The sequence below is a fragment of the Streptomyces kaniharaensis genome, from assembly GCF_009569385.1.
In the GTDB taxonomy this organism is placed as follows: domain Bacteria; phylum Actinomycetota; class Actinomycetes; order Streptomycetales; family Streptomycetaceae; genus Kitasatospora; species Kitasatospora kaniharaensis.
This window is the reverse complement of sequence record NZ_WBOF01000003.1, coordinates 534,584-558,717: the sequence shown is the minus strand read 5'-3', so window position 1 is coordinate 558,717 and position 24,134 is coordinate 534,584. Positions and strand designations below refer to the sequence as shown.

1 protein-coding gene is annotated in these 24,134 nt (G+C 74.2%); it reads left to right on the top strand.

The window, feature by feature from the left end:
• The first annotated feature begins 43 nt into the window (after nt 1-43).
• The gene (locus tag F7Q99_RS33640) at nt 44-24,133 is read left to right on the top strand and encodes a non-ribosomal peptide synthase/polyketide synthase (RefSeq protein WP_153468849.1); all 24,090 of its coding nucleotides are present in this window, start codon (nt 44-46) and stop codon (nt 24,131-24,133) included.
• Nucleotide 24,134: the final 1 nt, after the last annotated feature.

Genomic DNA, 24,134 nt, shown 5'->3' with positions numbered 1-24,134 from the left:
GCGCCCGGCCCCCACGCCTGCCCACACTCCTGGAGGTACCCCCATGTCCCGTCGCGACGGCGACGCCCTTCCCCTGACGGCGGCCCAGCGCGAGATCCGGCTCGCCGAGCAGTGCTCCCGGACGGCGATTCCGGCCTACCGCATCGGCGAGTACGTGGAGATCCACGGGCCGGTCGACCGGGACCTGTTCGAGACCGCGCTGCGCCGGGTGGTCGACGAGACCGACGCGCTGCACGTGAGCTTCGCCGATGACGGGCCGGACCCGCGCCAGGTCCGCCGCGGGAGGTGGGACTGGGCACCGGCCTTCCTCGACCTCGGGGAGGAGCCGGCACCGTTCGCGGCGGCCCTGGAGTGGATGGCCGAGGACCGGATGCGGCCGCTGGACCTCGCCCGCGACCCGCTGTTCAGCCACGCCCTGATCAGGCTGTCGCCGACGCACCACCTCTGGTACCAGAACTACCACCACCTGGTGATGGACGGGTTCGGCTACGCCCTCGTCCGGCAGCGGGTCGCGCAGACCTACACGGCGCTGGCCGAGGGCCGGCCGGTCCCGTCCGGAGCGTTCCGCTCGCTGGACGATCTGGTGGAGGCGGACGCCGACTACCGCTCCTCCGCACAGTTCACCGCCGACCGGTCGTACTGGACGGAGCGCTTCGCCGACCGGCCGACCCCGACCCGGCTCACCGACCGGGCGCCGGGCGACCCGGGCGGTGCCCTCCGGGCGGTCGCGGCCTCGGCGGTGCTCCGCTCGGAGGCGTTGCGGACGGCGGCAGGGCGGGCCGGCGTGCGCTGGTCCCGCCTGCTGATCGCCGCGACGGCGCTCTACGCGCACCGGCTGACCGGGGACCGGGACGTGGTGATCGGCCTTCCCGTCACCGGCCGCGAGCGAGCGGTACCCGCGCTGATGGCAGCGCCCGGCGCGGTGTCGAACCTGGTGCTGCTGCGGCTGACGGTGCGACCGGACATGCCGTGGCACGACCTCGTCACCCAGGTGGCACGCGAGGTCGACGCCGCGCTCGCGCACCAGCGCTACCGCAGCGAGGACCTGCTGCGGGACCTCGGCCTGCCCGGCGTCATCGGGGCGGCCTTCCCGCTCATCGTCAACATCATGGTCTTCGACTCCCCGCCGAGCTTCGCGGGGCACCCCGCCACGGCCCACCACCTGGTCGCCGGCGCGACGACCGGCCTGGCGATCTCGCTCGTCGGGCACCGGGGCGGCGACGACCTGCAGATCAAGCTCCACGGTTCACCGGAGACCTGGAGCGACGGCGAGCTGGCCGCCCATCAGCAGCGCCTGCTCGCCCTGCTGGACACCGTCGTGGACTGCGACCCGCAGGAGCCGGTGGGCCGGATCGGCCTGCTCGCCGCGGACGAGCAGCGCGAGTTGCTGGCCCTGGGCGCCGGGCCGGTGGTGAAGGCGCCCGCCGACAGCCTGCCCGAACTGTTCGCGGCGCAGGCCGCCGCGACACCGGACGAGGTCGCGCTGGTCTGCGGGAGTGTCTCCCTGACGTACGCCGAACTGGTCGCGCGGGCGAACCGACTGGCGCACGCCCTGATCGCCCGGGGCGCGGGGCCTGAGCGGGTGGTGGCGCTCGCCCTGCCGCGGTCGGCCGACCTGGTGGTGGCGATCCTCGCGGTGCTGAAGGCGGGGGCGGCCTGGCTGCCGGTCGACCCGGAGTACCCCGCCGCCCGGATCGCCTACCTGCTCGGCGACGCCCGGCCGGCGCTGCTGGTGACCGACGCCCAAACCCGGGACCGGCTTCCCGAAGCCGGCCCCGTCGAGCGGCTGGTGCTCGACGCCCCGGAGACGGCCGCGTCGCTGGCGGGTCACCCGCCGGTGGACCCGGCGGTGGCCGTCGACCCGGGCCACCCGGCGCAGATCGTCTACACCTCCGGTTCCACGGGCCGGCCCAAGGGCGTGGTGACGACGTACGGCGGCCTGCGGAACCTGTTCGGCAACCAGCGGTCCGTGCTGTTCCCGTCGCCGTCCGGGCGTCGGCTGCGGGTGGCGCTGACCACGTCGGTGTCGTTCGACGCCGCCTGGGACCAGCTGTTCGGCCTGTTCGCCGGCCACGAGCTGCACGTCCTGGACCAGGCGACCTGGACCGACCCGGACGCCTTCGTCGACCATGCCCGGCGGTGCCGGCTCGACTACGTCGGCGCCACCCCTTCCTACCTCCATGTCCTGCTCGCACAAGGGCTGTTGAGCGATCCGCAGCAGCGCCCGGCGGTGGTCGCGGTCGGCGGTGAGGCCGTTGCCGAGCAGCTGTGGGCGCACCTGCGGGCGTCCGACGGGGTGGCGTGCCTCAACCTCTACGGGCCGTCCGAGTGCACCGTCAACTCGGCGATCGCACCCCTGGATTCGAGCCCGCGCCCGGTGATCGGCCGGCCGGTCGCCAACGCCCGGCTGTACGTGCTCGACGGCGCCCTGCGGCCGCTGCCGGCCGGTCAGCCGGGTGAGCTGTACATCGCCGGTGCGGGGCTGGCCCGCGGCTACCTGAACCGCCCCGGTCTGACCGCCGGGCGGTTCGTGGCGGACCCGTTCGGGCCGACCGGATCCAGGATGTACCGCACCGGCGACCTCGTGCGCTGGGGCTCGGACGGGAATCTGGAATTCCTCGGGCGCAACGACGACCAGGTCAAGATCCGCGGATTCCGGGTGGAGCCCGGCGAGATCGCGGCCGTACTCGCCGAACACCCGGACGTCGCGCAGGCCGCCGTCGTGGTGCGCACCGACGACGAACCCCGGCTCGTCGCCTACGTCGTTCCGGCGACCGGCGCCACGGCGGCGGCCGCCGCTCTGCGCGGCCATCTGCGGGAGCGCCTGCCGGAGCACATGGTGCCGGCCGCGTACGTGACCCTGGACGAACTGCCGCTGACCCCGAACGGGAAGCTCGACCGGCGGGCCCTCCCGGCGCCCGAGCTGCAGCCGTCCGCCCCGGGCCGCGCCCCTCGCACCGCGACGGAGCACCTGCTCGCCGGGCTGTTCGTCGAGGTGCTCGGCGTACCCGAGGCCGGGCCGGACGACAGCTTCTTCGAACTCGGCGGGCACTCGCTGCTCGCCACCCGGCTGGTCGCCCGGGCGCGGTCCGTCCTGGGCGTGGAGCTGACGCTGGGCGACCTGTTCGACGCGCCGACGGTGGCGGAGCTGGCGGCGGCGGTGGACGGCGCGGGCCGGGCCCGGCCCGCGCTGACGCGGCGCGAGCGCCCCGAAGCGGTGCCGCTGTCCCACGCGCAGCGCCGGCTCTGGTTCCTGCACCGCATGGACGGCCCGAGCGCCACCTACAACGTGCCGCTGGCGCTGCGGCTGTCGGGAGCCCTGGACCGGCGGGCGCTGGCAGCCGCCCTGGCGGACGTGGTCGAGCGCCACGAGAGCCTGCGCACCGTGTTCCCGGCGGTCGACGGCGTGCCCTGCCAGCGCGTGCTGGACGCAGAGGCGGGCCGTCCCGCGCTGCCGGTGACCGAAGTCGCCCGGCACGAGCTGCCGGACCGGCTGGCCGAGGCGGCGCGGCACGGCTTCGACCTCGCAGCGGAACCGCCGCTGCGCGCCGAACTGTTCGCGCTGGGGGCCGACGAGCACGTGCTGATGCTGGTGGTACACCACATCGCCGGTGACGGCTGGTCGATGGCCCCGCTCTCGCGGGATCTGACCACCGCCTACGCGGCCCGGAGCGCGGAGGCGCAGCCGCAGTGGGCACCGCTGCCGGTGCAGTACGCCGACTACACCCTCTGGCAGCAGGAACTGCTCGGGGACGCGTCGGACCCGGACAGTCCCCTGAGCAGCCAACTGGCCTACTGGTCAGAACAGTTGGCGGACCTGCCCGAGCAGGTGGAGCTGCCGTTCGACCGGCCCCGGCCGGAGGCGATGTCGTTCCGGGGCGCGCAGGTGCCGGTACGCGTCGACGCCGAGCTGCACCAGGGACTGCGGGCGCTCGCCCGCGACGGCGGCGCCAGCATGTTCATGGTGCTCCAGGCCGGGCTGGCCGCCCTGCTGGGCAAGCTCGGCGCCGGCACCGACGTCCCGATCGGCACCCCGATCGCCGGACGCACCGATGAGGCCGTGGACGACCTGGTCGGCTTCTTCGTCAACACCCTGGTGCTGCGCACCGACCTTTCGGGCGACCCTTCGTTCACCGAGCTGCTCGCCCGGGTCCGGGAGACCGCGCTGGCCGCGTACGCGCACCAGGACCTGCCGTTCGAGCAGTTGGTGGAGGCGCTGAACCCGGCCCGGTCGCTGGCGCACCACCCGCTGTTCCAGACCATGCTCACGCTGCAGAACGCGCCGACCGGCGGGTTCGACCTGGCGGGGCTGCGGGTGGCGGCCGAGCTGGTCCACACCGGCACGGCCAAGTGCGACCTGACCTTCATCCTGGCCGAACAGGCCGGCGCGGACGGGCTGTCGGGCGTGCTGGAGTACAGCACCGACCTGTTCGACGAAGCCACCGCGGCCGGCATCGTGGAGCGGTGGCTGCGGCTGCTGCGGGCCGTCGTGGCCGACCCCGGCCGGCGGCTCGGCCGGGTGGACGTGCTGTCCGCCGAGGAACTCCTGGCGCTGCTTCCGGCCGATGCGGGTTGCAGCGACGAGACCCCGGAGAGCGGCCTCGCCGCACTGTTCGAGCGGCAGGTCCGGCTGGACCCGGCCGCGGTCGCCCTGGTGAGCGGCGATGTGACGCTGACGTACGGCGAGTTGAACACCCGGGCCAACCGGCTCGCGCACGCCCTGATCGCCCGGGGTGTGGAGCCTGAGCACCTGGTGGCGCTGGCCCTGCCGCGCTCGGCGGAGCTGGTCGTGGCTGTGCTCGCGGTGCTCAAGGCTGGTGCCGCGTACGTGCCGGTGGATCCGCGCTACCCGGCCGCGCGGATCGCCTACCTGCTCCAGGACTCCAGGCCCTCGCTCCTTCTGACGACGAGCCGGACCGGCGAACTGCCGGGTGCGGACCCGGTCGAGCGGCTGCTGCTGGACGACCCGGCGACGGCCGAGCACCTCGCGGCCCTCCCGGACGCGGACCCGGAGGTCCCCGTCCGTCCCGGGCACCCCGCGTACGTCATCTACACCTCCGGCTCGACGGGCGACCCCAAGGGCGTGGTGGTCCCGCACCGGAACGTGGTCCGGCTGTTCGCCACCACCCGGGCGCTGTTCGACTTCTCCGCCGACGACGTGTGGACGCTCTTCCACTCCTACGCCTTCGACTTCTCGGTGTGGGAGCTGTGGGGCGCGCTGCTGCACGGCGGCCGCCTGGTGGTCGTGGACTACGAGACCAGCCGCTCGCCCGGCCGGTTCCTGGAGCTGCTCGCCCGTGAGCGGGTGACGGTGCTCAACCAGACGCCGTCCGCCTTCTACCAGCTGATGCAGGCGGACGCGGAGGCGCCGGAGACCGGTCGTTCGCTCGCCCTGCGCACCGTGGTGTTCGGCGGCGAGGCGCTCGAGCCCGCCCGGCTGGCGAGTTGGTACGAGCGGCACCCGGACGACGCCCCGCTGCTGGTCAACATGTACGGCATCACCGAGACCACGGTGCACGTCACGTACGCGGCGCTGGACCGGCTGGGCTCCGCCGCCGGCCTGGTCGGCACGGCCCTGCCGGACCTGCGCGCGTACGTGCTGGACGACCACCTGCGGCCGGTGCCGCCGGGAGTGCCCGGCGAGCTGTACGTCGCGGGCGCCGGGCTGGCGCGCGGCTACCTGAACCGGCCGGGCCTGACCGCCGGGCGGTTCGTCGCCGACCCGTTCGGGCCGGCCGGCGCCCGGATGTACCGCAGCGGCGACGTGATGCGCCGGGCCGCCTGCGGGTCCCCCCGGCCGGAGCGCGGGGGAGGCAGCCTGCGGTTCGTCGGCCGGGCGGACGACCAGGTGAAGGTCCGCGGTTTCCGGATCGAGCTCGGCGAGATCGAGGCGGCGCTGGCCGCGCACCCCGGCGTCGCCCAGGTCGCCGTCCTGGCACGGCAGGACCGCGCCGACGACACCCGGCTGGTCGCCTACCTGGTGCCGGCCCCGGGCGCGGCGCCACGCCCGGCCGACCTGCGCGACCACCTGGCCGAGCGGCTGCCCGACCACATGGTGCCGTCGGCGTTCGTGCTGCTGGACGCGCTGCCGCTGACGACCAACGGCAAGCTCGACCGCCGGGCCCTGCCCGCCCCCGACGCCACCCCGGCCGCCACCGGCCGCGCGCCGCGCACCCCGCAGGAGCAGATCCTCTGCGAGCTGTTCGCCGAGATCCTCGGGGTGGCCGCGGCCGGCGTGGAGGACAGCTTCTTCGACCTGGGCGGGCACTCGCTGCTGGCGACCCGCCTGGCCGCGCGGGTCCGCGCGACGCTCGGGGTGGAGCTCGAACTGCGCACCCTGTTCGAGGCGCCGACCCCGGCGGGCCTGGCCGCCGCCCTGGCGGGGGCCGGCCCGGCGCAGCGGGCACTGGCGCCGTACCCGCGGCCGGAGCACATCCCGCTGTCGTTCGCCCAGCGGCGGCTCTGGTTCCTGCACCAGCTGGAGGGCGCCAGCGCGAACTACAACATCCCGCTGGCGTGGCGGCTGTCCGGCCCGCTCGACCGGCACGCGTTGCACGCGGCCCTGACGGACGTGGTGGCCCGGCACGAGAGCCTGCGGACGGTCTTCCCGGTGGTCGACGGCGTGCCGTACCAGCAGGTACTGGACGTCGTGGCGGCCCGCCCGGGTCTGGCCGTGAGCCGGACGACCGAGGGTGAGCTGTCCGGCGTGCTGACGGCGGCGCTGACCCACCGGTTCGACCTGGAGGTCGAACTGCCGCTGCACGTCGAGCTGTTCGAACTGGCACCGGACGAGCACGTGCTGCTGCTGGTGATCCACCACATCGCCGGTGACGGCTGGTCGCTCGGCCCGCTGGCCGCCGACCTGACCGAGGCGTACGCGGCCCGCTGCCGCGGGGAGGCGCCGCGGCGCGAGGCGCTGACGGTGCAGTACGCCGACTACACCCTGTGGCAGCACGAGCTGCTCGGCGAGGCCACCGACCGGGACAGTTCGTTCGCCCGTCAGGCGGCCTACTGGACGCACCGGCTGGCCGAGCTGCCGGAGCAGATCCAGCTGCCCACCGACCGGCCGCGCCCGGCGGTCGCCTCGCACCGGGGCGGCTACGTGCGGGCCGGGCTGGACGCGGAGCTGCACCGCGGCCTGCGCGAGCTCGCGCGCACCACCGGGACCAGCCTGTTCATGGTGCTCCAGGCCGGGCTGGCGGCACTGCTGAGCAGGCTCGGCGCGGGCGACGACATCCCGGTCGGCAGCCTGGCCGCCGGCCGGAGCGACCAGGCGCTGGACCAGCTGGTCGGGTACTTCGTCAACACCCTCGTGTTCCGTACGGACACCTCGGGCGATCCGACGTTCACCGAGCTGCTCGCCCGGGTCCGGGAGACCGCGCTGGCCGGCTACGCGAACCAGGACCTGCCGTTCGAGTACCTGGTCGAGGCCCTCAACCCGGTGCGGTCGCTCTCCCACCACCCGCTGTTCCAGGTCATGCTGGTGCTGCAGAACAACGCCCGGGCCGAGTTCGCCCCGCCCGGCCTGCGGGTCGGCGAGGTGGAGCTGACCACGACCACGTCCAAGTTCGACCTGGTCTTCTCGCTGTCCGAGCGGCACGCGGGGGACGGTCCCCCTGGGCCTGGCGGCCCGGGAGGTGCCCCCATCCCGGCGGGGATCGACGCGTTCGTCCAGTACGCGAGCGACCTGTACGACCCGGCCACCGTCGAGACGATGCTCGCGCGCTGGAGGCGGCTGCTGACCGCGGCCGTCGCCGACCCGCAACGCCGGCTCAGCCGCATCGACCTGCTGTCCGCGGAGGAGCGCCGCGAACTGCTGCCCGCCGCCGAGGACATGGCGGACCCGCCCGCCGAGAGCCTGCCCGCGCTGTTCCGGGCACAGGTGGCGGCGACCCCGGAGGCCGTCGCCCTGGTCGGTGACGGGGCTGAATTGACGTATCGTCAACTCGACGCCAGGGCCAACAGGTTCGCGCATGCGTTGATCGCTCGGGGCGTGGGACCGGAGCAGGTCGTGGCGGTGATGCTGCCGCGGTCGGTGGAGTCGGTGGTGGCCGTCCTGGGCGTGCTGAAGGCGGGCGCCGCGTATCTGCCGGTGGATCCGGCGTACCCGAAGGCGCGGATCGCGTTCATGCTGGAGGACGCCCGCCCGGCGGTGGTGGTCGACGATCCTGCGATGGTCGCGGAGACGGAGGGCCACTCCGACGCAGATCCGATGGCGGCGCTCGATGTCCGGCACCCGGCCTACGTGATCTACACCTCGGGTTCCACGGGCCGGCCCAAGGGCGTCGTGGTCAGCCACGCGGGTGTGCCGAGCATGGTGGCGGCGCAGGTCGAGCGGCTCGGCATCGATGCCGGCAGTCGGGTGCTCCAGTTCGCGTCGCCCAGCTTCGACGCCTCGGTGTCGGAGATCTTCACCGCCCTGCTGTCCGGTGCCGCCCTGGTGGTTCCTCCGTCGTCGGAGCCGGTGGCCGCGTTGACCGACCCGGACCTCGCGATCACCCACGTGACCGTGCCGCCATCCGTCCTGGCGGCCCTGCCCGAGGGCGAGGTGGCGGTGCCGACGCTGCTGGTGGGCGGCGAGGCGTGCCCGCCGGAGCTGGTGACGCGCTGGGCGCCGGGGCGGCGGATGGTCAACGGGTACGGTCCGACGGAGGCGACGGTGTGCGCGACGATGAGCGCCCCGCTGTCGCCGGGCTCGGGCGTGCCGCCGATCGGGCGTCCGATCGCCGGTTTCCGGGTCCACGTGCTGGACGAGCGCCTGGGCCTGGTGCCGCCGGGCGTGCCGGGCGAGCTGTACATCGCGGGCCCGGGGCTGGCGCGTGGCTACCTGAAGCGGCCGGGGCTGACGGCCGGGCGGTTCGTGGCGTGCCCGTTCGGTCCGGCGGGCTCGCTCATGTACCGCACCGGCGACCTCGTCCGCTGGCGCGCCTGGGAGTCCCCCCGGCCGGAGGCTGGGGGAGAGCTGGAGTACCTCGGTCGTGCGGACGACCAGGTGAAGGTGCGCGGCTTCCGGATCGAGCTCGGCGAGATCGAGGCCGTGCTGGCCGAACACCCAAGGGTCCGCCAGGTCGCGGTGATCGCCCGGAAGAACCGGGCCGAGGACACCCGCGTGGTCGCCTACCTGGTGCCCACCGGCGGGGCCGAGGTCCCGCCGGACGAACTGCGCGCCCACCTCCGCGAGCGGTTGCCGGACTACATGGTGCCGTCGGCGTTCGTGGTGCTGGACGCCCTGCCGCTGAGCGCGAACGGCAAGCTGGACCGGCGCGCCCTGCCCGAGCCGGAGTTCACCGCGGCGCGGACCGGCCGGGCCCCGCACACCCCCCAGGAGCAGGTCCTCGCCGAGCTGTTCGCCGAGGTGCTGGGCGTGGCCGGGGTCGGCGCCGACGACGACTTCTTCGACCTGGGCGGGCACTCGCTGCTCGCCACCCGGTTGGTGGCCCGGATCCGGGCCACCCTGGGCGTCGAGCTCGGCCTGCACACCCTGTTCGCGACCCCGACGGTCGCCGGACTGGCCGCGGGACTGGCCGGAGCCGGCCGGGCCCGGCTCGCGCTCGGCCGCACGGAACGGCCCGACCGGGTGCCGCTGTCCTTCGCCCAGCGCCGCCTGTGGTTCCTGCACCAGCTGGAGGGCGCCGGCCCGATCTACAACATGCCGCTGGCGTGGCGGCTCTCGGGGCCGCTCGACCGGCCGGCCCTGGAGGCGGCGCTCGGCGACGTCGTCGCCCGGCACGAGAGCCTGCGCACGGTCTTCCCGGCGGTGGACGGCGTGCCGTACCAGGAGGTGCTGGACGCCACGGAGGTCCGGCCGAAGCTGGACGTCACCCCGGCCGACGAGACGGACCTGCCGGAGCTGCTGGCCGGGGTCGCCGGGCGCGGATTCGACCTCGCGGCCGAACCGCCGCTGCGCGCCGAGGTGTTCGAGCTCTCGGCGGACGAACACGTGCTGCTGCTCGTGGTGCACCACATCGCCGGTGACGGCTGGTCGCTGGGCCCGCTGTCCGCCGACCTGGCCACCGCGTACGCCGCCCGGTGCCGCGGTGACGAGCCGCGGTGGGCGCCACTGCCCGTCCAGTACGCCGACTACACCCTATGGCACGACCGACTGCTCGGGGACCGGACCGATCCCGAGAGCCCGTTCGCCCGGCAGTCGGCCTACTGGACCGAACGGCTGGCCGGCCTGCCCGAGCAGATCCGGCTGCCCGCCGACCGGCCCCGCCCGGCGACCACCTCCTACCACGGCGGGCACCTGACGATCGAGCTGGACGCGGAACTGCACGGCGCCCTGGTCCGCCTGGGCCGGGAGCATGGCGCCAGCGTCTACATGGTGCTGCAGGCCGCCCTGGCGTCGCTGCTGGACAAGCTGGGAGCGGGAACGGACATCCCGGTCGGCAGCCTGATCGCCGGCCGGACGGACCAGGCCCTGGACGAGCTCGTCGGATTCTTCGTCAACACGCTGGTGCTGCGCACCGACACCTCCGGCGACCCGACGTTCGCCGACCTGCTGGTCCGGGTCCGGGAGAGCGCCCTGGCCGCGTACGCGCACCAGGACCTGCCGTTCGAGCACCTCGTCGAGGCCCTCAACCCGGCCCGGTCGCTCGCCCGCCAGCCGCTCTTCCAGGTCCTGCTCGCGCTGCAGAACGTGCCCCGCACCGCGTTCGAACTGCGTGGCCTGCGCACCGAGATCCTGCCGGTGCGCACGCCCACCGCGATGTTCGACCTCGGCTTCCACCTGTTGGAGCGCGGCGGCACCGGCGGGCCCGCCGAGGGAATCATCGGACGGGTCGAGTACGCCACCGACCTGTTCGACCACGCCACGGTGGAGACGCTGGTCGCCCGCTGGCTGCGCCTGCTGGCGGCGGTCGTCGCCGAGCCGGACCGGCCGCTGAGCCGCATCGACGTCCTCACCGCCGAGGAGCGGCACGAGCTGCTGGTCGCGCGCAACGACACCGCGGCCGCGGCCGACTTCACCGGCCTGCCCGCCCTGTTCGAGGCGCGGGTCCGGGCCGTCCCGCAGGCCCCGGCGGTGGTGTTCGAGGACACCGTGCTGACGTACGCCGAGCTCAACGCCCGGGCCAACCGGCTCGCCCACGCGCTGATCGGGCGCGGGGTGGGACCGGAGCACCTGGTCGCGCTGCGCCTGCCGCGCTCCCCGGAGCTGGTGGTCGCCGTCGTCGCGGCGCTCAAGACCGGCGCCGGATACCTGCCGATCGACCCGGACTACCCGTCCGCCCGCATCGCGTACATGCTGGAGGACGCGCGGCCGACCGTCGTGCTCGACGACCTCGCGGCCGTCGACCCGCCGGGCGACCACCCGGAGACCGACCCCACCGACGCCGACCGGACGGCGGCACTGTCGCCGCAGCACCCGGCCTACGTCATCTACACTTCCGGCTCCACCGGCAGGCCGAAGGCCGTCGTCATGCCCGCCGCCGGGCTGCTGAACCTGCTGCGCTGGCACCACGGAGCCGTCGGCGGCGAACCGGGCACGCGCACCGCGCAGTTCACGGCGATCAGCTTCGACGTCTCGGTGCAGGAGATGCTCTCCGCGCTGCTGTTCGGCAAGACCCTGGTGGTGCCGACCGACGAACAGCGCCGCAGCGCCGAGCTGTTCGCGCACTGGCTGGACCGTCACCGGGTCGCGGAGCTGTTCGCGCCCAACCTGGTGGTCGAGGCGCTGGCGGAGGCCGCCGAGGAGGCCGGACTCGACCTGCCGAGCCTGCGGTTGGTCGCGCAGGCCGGCGAGGCGATGCGCCTGGGCGGAGCCGTCCGCCGCTTCCAGACCCGCCGGCCGGGCCGGGTGCTGCACAACCACTACGGCCCCGCCGAGACGCACGTCATCACCGCCTACCAGCTGCCGGCCGACCCCGCCGACTGCCCGCTGCCGGTGCCGATCGGCCGTCCGATCGCCAACTGCCAGGTGTACGTGCTGGATCCGGCGCTGCAACCGGTCGCTCCCGGCGTGACGGGTGAGCTGTACCTGGCCGGCGCCGGGCTGGCGCGTGGCTACCTGAACCGGCCGGGGCTCACCGCCGGGCGGTTCGTGGCCTGCCCGTTCGGCCTGCCGGGCTCGCTCATGTACCGCACCGGCGACCTGGTCCGCTGGCGCGCGGACTGGGAGCTGGAGTTCGCGGGCCGGGTGGACCACCAGGTGAAGGTCCGCGGCTTCCGGATCGAACCCGGCGAGATCGAGGCGGAGCTGACCGCGCACCCGGGCGTCGCCCAGGTGGCCGTGCTCGCCCGCGAGGACCGGCCGGGCGACACCCGGATCGTCGCGTACGTGGTGCCCTCGGCCCGGAACGGGGCCACCGCGCCGGAGTTGGCGGCGTACCTGCGCGACCGGGTGCCGGACTACCTGGTGCCGGCCGCCTTCGTGGTGCTGGAGGCGTTGCCGCTGACGCCGAACGGGAAGTTGGATCGCGCTGCGCTGCCCGTGCCGGAGCCGGTGGCCACGGGGGCGGGGCGGGTTGCGCGTACGCCGCGGGAGCAGATCCTGTGTGAGCTGTTCGCCGAGGTGCTGGGCCTGCCGCAGGTCGGGGCCGACGACGACTTCTTCGACCTGGGTGGGCACTCCCTGCTCGCCACCCGGCTGGTGTCGCGGGTCCGCGCGACACTCGGTGTCGAGGTGGAGCTCCGCAGCCTGTTCCGGACGCCGACGCCCGCCGGGCTCGCGGCCGGGCTGCACGACGCCGGCGCCGCGCGACAGGCCCTGGTGCCCCGGCCCCGCCTCGACCCGATGCCGCTCTCGTTCGCCCAGCGCCGGCTCTGGTTCCTGCAGCAGTTCGGGGCACCGAGCGCCACCTATCACATGCCGCTGGCCCTGCGGCTGTCCGGCGACCTCGACGAGACCGCGCTGCGCGCCGCGCTGGCGGACGTGGTGGCCCGGCACGAGACCCTGCGCACGGTCTTCCCGCACACCGACGGCGTGCCGCGCCAGCGGGTGCTGGACGCCGCCGAGGCCGCCGTCCCGCTGACGGTGCGCGCCGCCGGTGAGGCGGAGGTGCCGGCACTGCTGCGCGAGGCGGCGGTGCGCGGATTCGACCTGACGTCGGAAGTGCCGCTGCGCGCCGAGCTGTTCGCGCTCGCGCCGGACGAGCACGTGCTGCTGGTGGTGGTGCACCACATCGCGGGTGACGGCTGGTCCCTGGAGCCGCTGGCCCGGGACCTCGCCACCGCGTACGCCACCCGGCGGGCCGGCGAGGCGCCCGACTGGCCGCCGCTGCCGGTGACGTACGCGGACTACACGCTGTGGCAGCACGAGATCCTCGGCGACGAGCACGACGCGGACAGCGCGTTCGCCCGCCAGGTCGCCTACTGGACCGAGGCGCTGGCCGGGCTGCCCGACCAGCTGGCACTGCCGGTCGACCGGCCGCGTCCGGCCGCGATGTCGTACGGCGGCGACCTGCTGGACGTCCGGATCGACGCCGAACTGCACGCGGCGCTGGTGGAGTTGGCGCGGCGTTCGGGGGCGAGTCTGTTCATGGTGTTGCAGGCGGCGCTGGCGGCGTTGTACTCGCGGTTGGGTGCGGGGGACGACATTGCGATCGGGAGTCCGATCGCGGGGCGTACGGACGAGGCGCTGGATGATCTGGTCGGGTTCTTCGTCAACACGCTGGTGTTGCGGACGGACACGAGTGGTGATCCGAGTTTCGCCGAGTTGTTGGGGCGGGTGCGGGAGACGGCGTTGTCGGCGTTCGCGCATCAGGACGTGCCGTTCGAGCATCTGGTGGAGGTGCTGAACCCGTCCCGGTCGCTGTCGCACCACCCGCTGTTCCAGACCGGGCTGGTCGTCCAGAACGCACCGGGCGGCGACTTCGACCTGCCCGGCCTCAAGGTCTCCGGGGTGACCGTGCCCACCGGTACCTCGCGGCTGGACCTGACCTTCAGTCTCGCGGAGCGGCGCGGGCCCGACGGCGCGCCGGCCGGGCTGAGCGGCATGATCGAGTACAGCACCGACCTGTTCGACCGGCGGACGGTCGAGACCCTCTTCGCCCGGTGGAGCCGGCTGCTGGCCGCGGTCGCCGCCGCCCCAGGCCGGCCGATCGGCACGATCGACGTGCTGGACGCGGAGGAGCGCCGGCTGCTCGAGCAGAGCAACCTGACCGCACGTGAGGTTTCGGCCGTCCCGGTGCCGGAGGCGTTCGCGGCGCAGGTGGCGGTGACGCCGGATGCGGTTGCTTTGGTCTCCGGGGGCGAGGAGTTGACGTATCGGGAGTTGAACGTTCGGGCGAACCGGTTCGCGCATGCGTTGATCGCTCGGGGTGTGGGGCCGGAGCAGGTCGTGGCGGTGACGTTGCCGCGGTCGGTTGGGTCGGTGGTGGCCGTCCTGGGCGTGCTGAAGGCCGGTGCCGCGTATCTGCCGGTGGATCCGTCGTATCCGCAGGCGCGGATCGCGTTCATGCTGGAGGACGCGCGGCCGGCGGTGGTGGTCGACGATCCGGGGACGGTGGTCGAGGGCGCGTGGCCGGACACCGATCCGGTCGTGGCGCTGGACGTTCGGCACCCGGCCTACGTGATCTACACGTCGGGTTCGACCGGCCGCCCCAAGGGCGTGGTGGTCAGCCACGCCGGCGTGCCGAGCATGGTGGCGGCGCAGGTCGAGCGGCTCGGTGTCGAGGCCGGCAGCCGGGTGCTCCAGTTCGCCTCGCCGAGCTTCGACGCGGCGTTCTGGGACCTCTGCAGCGCCCTGCTGACGGGTGCCGCCCTGGTGCTGGCTCCGTCCGAGGCGCCGCTGGAGGCCCTGACGGACCGCGGGCTCCGCGTCACCCACGTGACGCTGCCGCCCTCGGCGCTGGCCGCATTGGACGGTGCCGAACTCACGGCCGCCACGCTCGTCGTGGCGGGTGAGGCGTGTGCGCCGGAGTTGGTGGCGCGGTGGGCGCCGGGGCGGCGGATGGTGAACGCGTACGGTCCGACGGAGACGACGGTGTGCGCGACGATGAGTGATCCGTTGTCGCCGGGGTCGGGTGTGCCGCCGATCGGGCGTCCGATCGCGAATGCGCGGGTGTTCGTGCTGGACGGGCGGTTGCAGCCGGTGCCGCCGGGTGTGGCAGGGGAGTTGTACGTCGCGGGTGCGGGTCTGGCGCGTGGTTATCTGAACCGGCCTGGTCTGACGGCGGGGAGGTTTGTGGCGTGCCCGTTCGGTCCGGCGGGCTCGCTGATGTACCGCACCGGTGACCTCGTCCGCTGGCGTGCCTGGGGGTCCCCCCGGCCGGAGGCTGGGGGAGAGTTGGAGTACGTCGGTCGTGCGGACGACCAGGTGAAGGTGCGCGGTTTCCGGATCGAGCTCGGCGAGATCGAGTCGGCTCTGGCCGAGCACCCCGCCGTCGCCCGGGCCGCCGTCCTCGCCCAGGACGACCGGCTCATCGGCTACGTCGTCCCCCGCCAGGACGCCACCGTCCGGCCGACCGAACTGCGCCGATACCTGGCGGCCCGCCTGCCGGACTACCTGGTGCCGGCCGTGTTCGTGGTGCTGGAGGCGTTGCCGCTGACGCCGAACGGGAAGTTGGACCGCGCTGCGCTGCCCGCACCCGAGTCGGCGGCCACGGGGGCGGGGCGGGTGGCGCGCACGCCGCAGGAGCAGATCCTCTGCGGGCTGTTCGCCGAGGTGCTGGGCCTGCCGCAGGTCGGGGCCGAGGACGACTTCTTCGACCTGGGCGGGCACTCCCTGCTCGCCACCCGGCTGGTCGCGCGGGTGCGCTCGGTGCTCGGCGTGGAACTGGGGCTGCGCGCGCTCTTCCAGGCGCCCACCGTGGCGGGGCTGGCGGCGGCGCTGGACGGGGCCGACCGGGCCCGGCCCGTGCTGACCGCGCGCGAGCGGCCGGAACGGGTGCCGCTCTCCTTCGCCCAGCGCCGGCTCTGGTTCCTGCACCGGATGGACGGCGCCGCCGCGACGTACCACATTCCGCTGGCGCTCCGGCTGACCGGAACCCTCGACGGAGCGGCGCTGGAGGAGGCGCTGGCCGACGTCGTGGCCCGGCACGAGAGTCTGCGGACCGTGTTCCCGGAGGTCGACGGTGTGCCGTGCCAGCGCGTCCTCGACGCGGACGCGGCGCGGCCCGGGATGAGCGTGACCGAGGCGCGGGAGGACGACCTGGCGGAGCGGCTCGCCGAGGCGGCCCGGCAGCCGTTCGACCTGGCGGAGGAACCACCGCTGCGGGCGGAGCTGTTCGCGCTCGCCCCGGACCGGCACGTCCTGCTGCTGGTCGTGCACCACATCGCGGGTGACGGCTGGTCCACCGGCCCGCTGGCCCGAGACCTGGCCGAGGCCTATGCCGCCAGGTGCGAGGGCCGCGTACCGCACCGGCCGGCCCTGCCGGTCCAGTACGCCGACTACACCCTGTGGCAGCGCGACCTGCTCGGCGACGCCGCCGATCCGGAGAGCCGGTTCGCCGAACAGATCGGCTACTGGAAGCAGCAGCTGGCCGGCCTTCCCGAGCAGCTCCGGCTGCCCGCCGACCGGCCGAGGCCGGCCGTCGCGGGCTGGCGGGGCGACCACGTCGGCCTTGAGCTGACTCCCGAACTGCACGCGGCGTTGGTGGAGTTGGCGCGGCGTTCGGGGGCGAGTCTGTTCATGGTGTTGCAGGCGGCGTTGGCGGCGTTGTACACGCGGTTGGGGGCGGGAGAGGACATTGCGATCGGGAGTCCGATCGCGGGGCGTACGGACGAGGCGCTGGACGATCTGGTCGGGTTCTTCGTCAACACGCTGGTGTTGCGGACGGACACGAGTGGTGATCCGAGTTTCGCCGAGTTGTTGGGGCGGGTGCGGGAGACGGCGTTGTCGGCGTTCGCGCATCAGGACGTGCCGTTCGAGCATCTGGTGGAGGTGCTGAACCCGTCCCGGTCGCTGTCGCACCACCCGCTGTTCCAGACCGTCCTGGCCGTGCAGAACGCGCCGATGGGCCGGTTCGCGCTGCCCGGCCTGGACGTCTCGACCTATGCGGTGGCTACCGGAACCGCCAAGTTCGACCTCGGCGTGAACCTGGCCGAACGGTTCGGGCCGGGCGGAAGCCCGGCCGGGATCGTCGGCGCGGTGGAGTACGCCACCGACCTGTTCGACCGCTCGACGGTCGCCGCCCTCGCCCGGCGCTGGACGCTCCTGCTGGAGGCGGTGACCGCCGACCCGCAGCGGCCCATCGGGCGGATCGACATCCTCGACGAAGGCGAGCGGCACCGGCTGCTCGAGCAGAGCAACCTGACTTCGCGTGAGGTTTCGGCCGTCCCGGTGCCGGAGGCGTTCGCGGCGCAGGTGGCGGTGACGCCGGATGCGGTTGCTCTGGTGTCCGGGGGCGAGGAGTTGACGTATCGGGAGTTGAACGTTCGGGCGAACCGGTTCGCGCATGCGTTGATCGCTCGGGGTGTGGGGCCGGAGCAGGTCGTGGCGGTGACGTTGCCGCGGTCGGTTGGGTCGGTGGTGGCCGTCCTGGGCGTGCTGAAGGCCGGTGCCGCGTATCTGCCGGTGGATCCGTCGTATCCGCAGGCTCGGATCGCGTTCATGCTGGAGGACGCGCGCCCGGCGGTGGTGGTCGACGACCCGGCGATGGTGGTCGAGGGCGCGTGGCCGGACACCGATCCGGTCGTGGCGCTGGACGTTCGGCACCCGGCCTACGTGATCTACACCTCGGGCTCGACCGGCCGCCCCAAGGGCGTCGTGGTCAGTCACGCCGGCGTGGCCGGCCTGGTCGCCGCGCAGATCGAGCGGTTCGCGATCGATCCGGGCAGCCGGGTGCTCCAGTTCGCGTCGCCGAGCTTCGACGCCTCGGTGTCGGAGATCTTCACCGCCCTGCTGTCCGGCGCGGCGCTGGTCCTGCCTCCCGCGTCGGAGCCGGTGGCCGCGTTGACCGACCCGGGCCTCGCGATCACCCACGCGACCGTGCCCCCGTCCGTCCTCGCGGCCCTGCCCGAGGACGAGGTGACGGTGTCGACGCTCGTCGTGGCGGGTGAGGCGTGTGCGCCGGAGTTGGTGGCGCGGTGGGCGCCCGGGCGGCGGATGGTGAACGCGTACGGTCCGACGGAGACGACGGTGTGCGCGACGATGAGCGATCCGTTGTCGCCGGGGTCGGGTGTTCCACCGATCGGGCGTCCGATCGCGAATGCGCGGGTGTTCGTGCTGGACGGGCGGTTGCAGCCGGTGCCGCCGGGTGTGGCGGGCGAGTTGTACGTCGCGGGTGCGGGTCTGGCGCGTGGGTACCTGAACCGGCCGGGTCTGACGGCCGGGAGGTTTGTGGCGTGCCCCTTCGGTCCGGCGGGCTCGCTGATGTACCGCACCGGTGACCTCGTCCGCTGGCGTGCCTGGGGGTCCCCCCGGCCGGAGGCTGGGGGAGAGTTGGAGTACGTCGGTCGTGCGGACGACCAGGTGAAGGTGCGCGGTTTCCGGATCGAACTCGGCGAGATCGAGTCGGCTCTGGCCGAGCACCCCGCCGTCGCCCGGGCCGCCGTCCTCGCCCAGGACGACCGCCTCATCGGCTACGTCGTCCCCCGCCAGGACGCGACCCGCGACAGCGGCCTCGAAGCGGACCACGTGGGCGAGTGGCAGGACATCTACGACGCCCTGCCCATCACCCCGGGGGAGACCGCCTTCGGCCAGAACTTCGTGGGCTGGAACAGCAGTTACGACGCGAGCCCGATCCCGGTCGAGCAGATGCGGGAGTGGCGGGACGCCACCGTGGCGCGCATCCTGGCTCTGCGCCCCCGCCGGGTCCTGGAGGTCGGCGTCGGAACCGGCCTGCTCCTCTCGCGGATCGCACCGCACTGCGAGACGTACTGGGCGACCGACTTCTCCGCCACCGCGATCGACGCGCTGGCCGCCCAGGTGGCCGGGCAGGCCGACCTGGCCGAGCGCGTCGTCCTGCGGACCCGCCCGGCGCACGACACCGACGGGCTGCCCGCCGGGATGTTCGACACCATCGTGCTGAACTCGGTGGTCCAGTACTTCCCGTCCGCCGACTACCTCGCGGAGGTGGTCGACCGGCTGATGCGGCTGCTCGCCCCCGGCGGCGCGCTGTTCGTCGGCGACGTCCGCAACCTGCGGCTGCTGCGCCCCCTGGCCACCGCCGTCCAGCTGCACCGGGCCGCTGACGGCGCCGACCTGTCCACGGTGCGCCGCGCGGTTGAACAGGCTCTCCTGGTCGAGAAGGAACTCCTCGTCGACCCGGACTTCTTCACCGCCGTGCGCGACCGCGGCCGGGACATCGGCGCCGTGGCCGTGGAGGTCAAGCGCGGCCGGCACCACAACGAGCTGACCCGCTACCGCTACGACGTCACCCTGCACAAGCGGCCGACCGCGCCGGCGGCAGCGGTCGAGCCGATCGGGCTGGAGTGGGGCCGGCAGGTCGCGGGGCTCGCGGACCTGCGTGAGCTGCTCGCGCGGCACGGTGCGGACGCGGTGCGCCTCACCGGGGTGCCGAACCGCCGCGTCGCGCGGGAGGCCGCGCTGGCCCGTGCGGTGCAGACCGGAGAGGGCGCACTCACCGAACTGGTGGACCGCCTGCACGGCCTGGACGACGACGGCGCCCTGCCCGACCCGGAGGACTTCCGGGCGCTCGGCGACGAACTCGGCCGCCGCGTCGACGTCACCTGGTCGACCACGGCGCCCGACGCGCTGGACGTGCTCTTCGCGGGAGCGTCGGCACCGCAGGACGCCCCCGTCGAGGCCTACCGGCCGCTGCGGCCGTCCGGCACCGCCCTGTCCTCGCTCACCAACCGCCCGACCGGGTCCCGCAGCAGCGGCGCCCTCATCGGCGAACTGCGCGACCGGCTCCGTGACCGCCTGCCCGACTACCTCGTGCCGTCGGCCTTCGTCGTCCTGGACGCGCTGCCACTGACCGCCAGCGGGAAGCTCGACCGTCGTGCCCTGCCCGCTCCCGACCTCGGGACGGCCGGGGCCGGGCGGGCGCCGCGCACCCCGCAGGAGCAGCTGCTCGCCGAACTCTTCGCCGACGTGCTCGGGCTGGCGCAGGTCGGTGTCGAGGACAGCTTCTTCGACCTCGGCGGGCACTCGCTGCTGGCGACCCGCCTGGCCTCCCGGGTCCGGGCGACCTTCGGCGCCGAGCTGGAGGTCCGGACGCTGTTCGAGCACCCGACCGTGGCCGGGCTGGCCGCCCGCCTCGACGGCTCCGTAACGGAGCGGCCCGCGCTGACGGCCCGTCCGCGCCCCGAGCTGATCCCGCTGTCCTTCGCCCAGCGCCGGCTGTGGTTCCTGCACCGCATGGACGGCCCGAGCGCCACCTACAACATGCCGCTGGCGCTGCGGCTGGACGGCCGGCTCGACCGGCAGGCCCTGGGGGCCGCGCTCGCGGACGTCGTCGCCCGGCACGAGAGCCTGCGCACGGTACTCCGCGAGGCGGACGGAATGCCGTACCAGCTCGTGCTGGGCGCGGCCGAGGCGCACCCGGCCCTGCCGGTGACCGAGCTCGACGAGGACCGGCTGGCCGAGCGGCTGGCCGAGGGCGCCCGGCGCGGGTTCGACCTGGCCGCCGAACCGCCGATCCGGGCGGAGCTGTTCGCGCTCGCCCCGGACCGCCACGTCCTGCTGATCGTGGTGCACCACATCGCCGGCGACGGCTGGTCCATGGGCCCGCTGTCCCGGGACCTCGCCGCCGCCTACGCGGCCCGTTGCCGGGGCGAGGAACCGCAGTGGTCGGCGTTGCCGGTCCAGTACGCCGACTACACCCTGTGGCAGCGGGACCTGCTCGGCGACAGCGCCGACCAGGGCAGCCTCTTCGCCCGGCAACTCGACTACTGGACAAGGGAGTTGTCCGGCCTGCCGGACCAGGTGCCGGTGCCGGCCGACCGGCCGCGCCCGGCCGAGGCCTCCCAACGGGGCGGCCGGATCGAGGTCCGGCTCGACGCCGACCTCCACCGGGACCTGCGGGAGCTGGCCACCGCGCACGGCGCCAGCATGTTCATGGTGCTCCAGGCCGGTCTCGCCGCACTCCTCACCCGGCTCGGCGCCGGCACCGACATCCCGATCGGCAGCCCCATCGCCGGGCGGACCGACCAGGCGCTGGACGATCTCGTCGGGTTCTTCGTCAACACCCTCGTGCTGCGCACCGACACCGGCGGCGACCCCGCTTTCGCCGAACTGCTCGGCCGGGTACGGCAGAAGGCGCTGGCCGCCTACGCCCACCAGGACGTGCCGTTCGAGTATCTGGTCGAGGTGGTCAACCCGACCCGGTCGCTGTCCCACCACCCGCTGTTCCAGGTCATGCTCGCCCTGCAGAACGCCCCGGTGGGCGAGTTCACCCTGCCGGGCCTGGAGACCGCCCACCTGGCGGCCCCGACCGACACCGCGCGCGTCGACCTGACCGTCAGCCTGGCCGAGCAGTACGGTGCGGACGGTCCCCCTGAGCCTGGCGGCCCGGGAGGTGCCCCCACCCCGGCGGGCGTGCTCGGCGCGGTGGAGTACGCCACCGACCTGTTCGACCCGGCCACCGTGGAGCTGCTGTTCGCCCGCTGGGTGCGGCTGCTGCGGGCGGCGGCCGCCGATCCTGACCGGCCGATCGGCCGGCTGGACATCCTGTCCGCCGAGGAGCGCCGCGAGCTCCTGGTCGCGTTCAACCGGACCGACGCCGAACTGCCGGAGGCCGGCCTGCCGGAGCTGTTCGCCCGCCGGGTACGGGCCACGCCGGACGCGGTGGCGGTCGTCGCCGACGGTGCCGAACTGACCTATCGGGAGCTGGACCGGCGAGCCAACCGCCTGGCACGGGCCCTGATCGGCCAGGGCGTCCGGCCGGAGACCCCGGTGGCGGTGCTGGTGGAGCGCTCGGCGGAGCTGGTCGTGGCGATCCTCGCGATCGTCAAGGCGGGCGGCGCCTACGTCCCGCTCGACCCGCGTTTCCCGTCCTCCCGGATCGACCTGATCGTCCGGGAGACCGGCGCGGCGCTGGTGCTCACCGAGGACGTGCTGACCGCCCTGAGCAAGGCCGAAACCGACGAGTCCGACCCGGAAGTCGGCTGCGACCCACGGCAGTTGGCGTACGTGATGTACACCTCCGGCTCGACCGGCCGGCCGAAGGGCGTGGCCGTCACCCACCGCGACGTCGCGGCGCTCGCGCTGGCCCCGTGCTGGCGCGAGGGCGGTCACGACCGGGTGCTGCTGCACTCGCCGACGGCCTTCGACGCCTCGACGTACGAGCTCTGGGTGCCGCTGCTCGGCGGCGGTCGGGTCGTCGTCGCCCCGCCCGGCCGGCTCGACCTCGACCTGCTCGCGGGAGCGGTCGCCGACCACGGGGTGACCGGACTGTGGCTGACGGCCGGCCTGTTCCGGCTGGTGGCCGAGGAACGGCCCGGCCTGCTCGCCGGGGTCCGCGAGGTGTGGACCGGCGGCGACGTGGTGTCGCCGGCCGCCGTCGCGCAGGTGCTGGCGGCCTGCCCCGGGCTCACGGTCGTCAACGGCTACGGCCCGACCGAGACCACGACCTTCGGCGCCCACCACCGGGTCCACGACCTTCCCGAATCCGCCGCGACCGTGCCGATCGGCCGGCCGATGGCGAACATGCGGGCGTACGTGCTCGACGCCGGACTCCAGCCGGTGCCCGCGGGCGTGACCGGAGAGCTGTACCTCGCCGGTGCGGGCGTGGCCCGCGGCTACCTCGGCCGGCCCGGCCTGACGGCCCAGCGGTTCACGGCGGACCCGTACGGGCCGCCCGGCGGCCGGATGTACCGCACCGGCGACCTCGCCCGGTGGCGCTCCGAAGGCACGCTGGAGTTCGCCGGCCGGGCCGACGACCAGGTCAAGCTGCGCGGCTTCCGGATCGAGCCCGCAGAGGTCGAGGCCGTCCTTGCCGCGTGCCCGGGCGTCGCGCAGGCGGCCGTCGTCGCCCGCGAGGACCGGCCGGGGGACCAGCGACTGGTCGCCTACCTGGTGCCCACCGCCGAGGGCGCGCCCGAGCCGGACGAACTGTCCCGGCGGCTCGGCCGCGACCTGCCCGAGTACATGGTGCCGACGGCGTTCGTCACCCTGGACGGCCTGCCGCTGACCGCCAACGGGAAGCTGGACCGAGCCGCCCTCCCGGCGCCCGAGTACGACACGGCGGGCAGCGGCCGGGGCCCCCGCACCCCGCAGGAGCAGCTGCTGTGCGCCCTGTTCGCCGAGGTCCTCGGCCGCGACCAGGTCCGCATCGACGACAGCTTCTTCGACCTCGGCGGCCACTCGCTGCTCGCCGCCCGCCTGGTCTCGCTCGTCCGCGAGACACTGGGCGTCCAGGTCGGCCTGCGCACCCTGTTCGAAGCACCCACCGTGGCAGGTCTGACGAGCCGCCTGGCGATGAACAACCCCGAGGACGCCTTCGACGTGGTGCTGCCGCTGCGGTCGACCGGCACCCGTCCGCCGGTGTTCTGCATCCACCCCGGCGGCGGCATCAGCTGGTCCTACTCCGGGCTGCTGAACCACATCGGCCCCGAGTACCCGGTGTACGCGATCCAGGCGCGCGGCCTCGCCCGGCCCGAGGAGCTTCCGGCCTCCTACACGGAGATGGCGGCCGACTACGCCGACCAGATCCGCAAGGTCCAGCCCGAGGGTCCCTACCGGCTGCTCGGCTGGTCCGCCGGCGGCCTGATCGCCCACGCGATCGCCTGCGAGTTCCAGGCCCGCGGGGAGCGGACCGACCTGCTCGCGATCCTCGACGCCTACCCGGTGAAGGACGTGACGTTCGAGCAGGTGCCCGTGCCCAGCGAACGGGACGTCCTGGTCGGCATCCTCGACTGCGACCCGGAGGAGCTGGGGGACGGGTTGCTGACCTACCCCGAGGTCGCCGAGATCCTTCGCGGGCGCGGCAGCGCCCTGGCGGGCCTGGACGAGCGGCGCATCGAGGCCGTCGTCCAGATCATGATCAACAACGCCAGGCTGGCGGTCGACCACGTCCCGGACCGGTTCCACGGCGACCTGCTGCTGTTCAACTCCACGATCGACCGCACCGAGGACTCGGCCTGCGCCGGGATCTGGCAGCCCTACGTCGCCGGGCGGATCGAGTCGCACGACATCACCACCCGCCACGACCGGATGACCCAGCCGGGCTCACTGGCCCAGATCGGGCCGATCGTGGCCGCCCGTCTCGCCGGGATCACCGGAGACCTCACCGACGACTTCACCGGCGACCTCGCCGGCGAGCCCACCACCCCCGACCAGGAGGACTGAC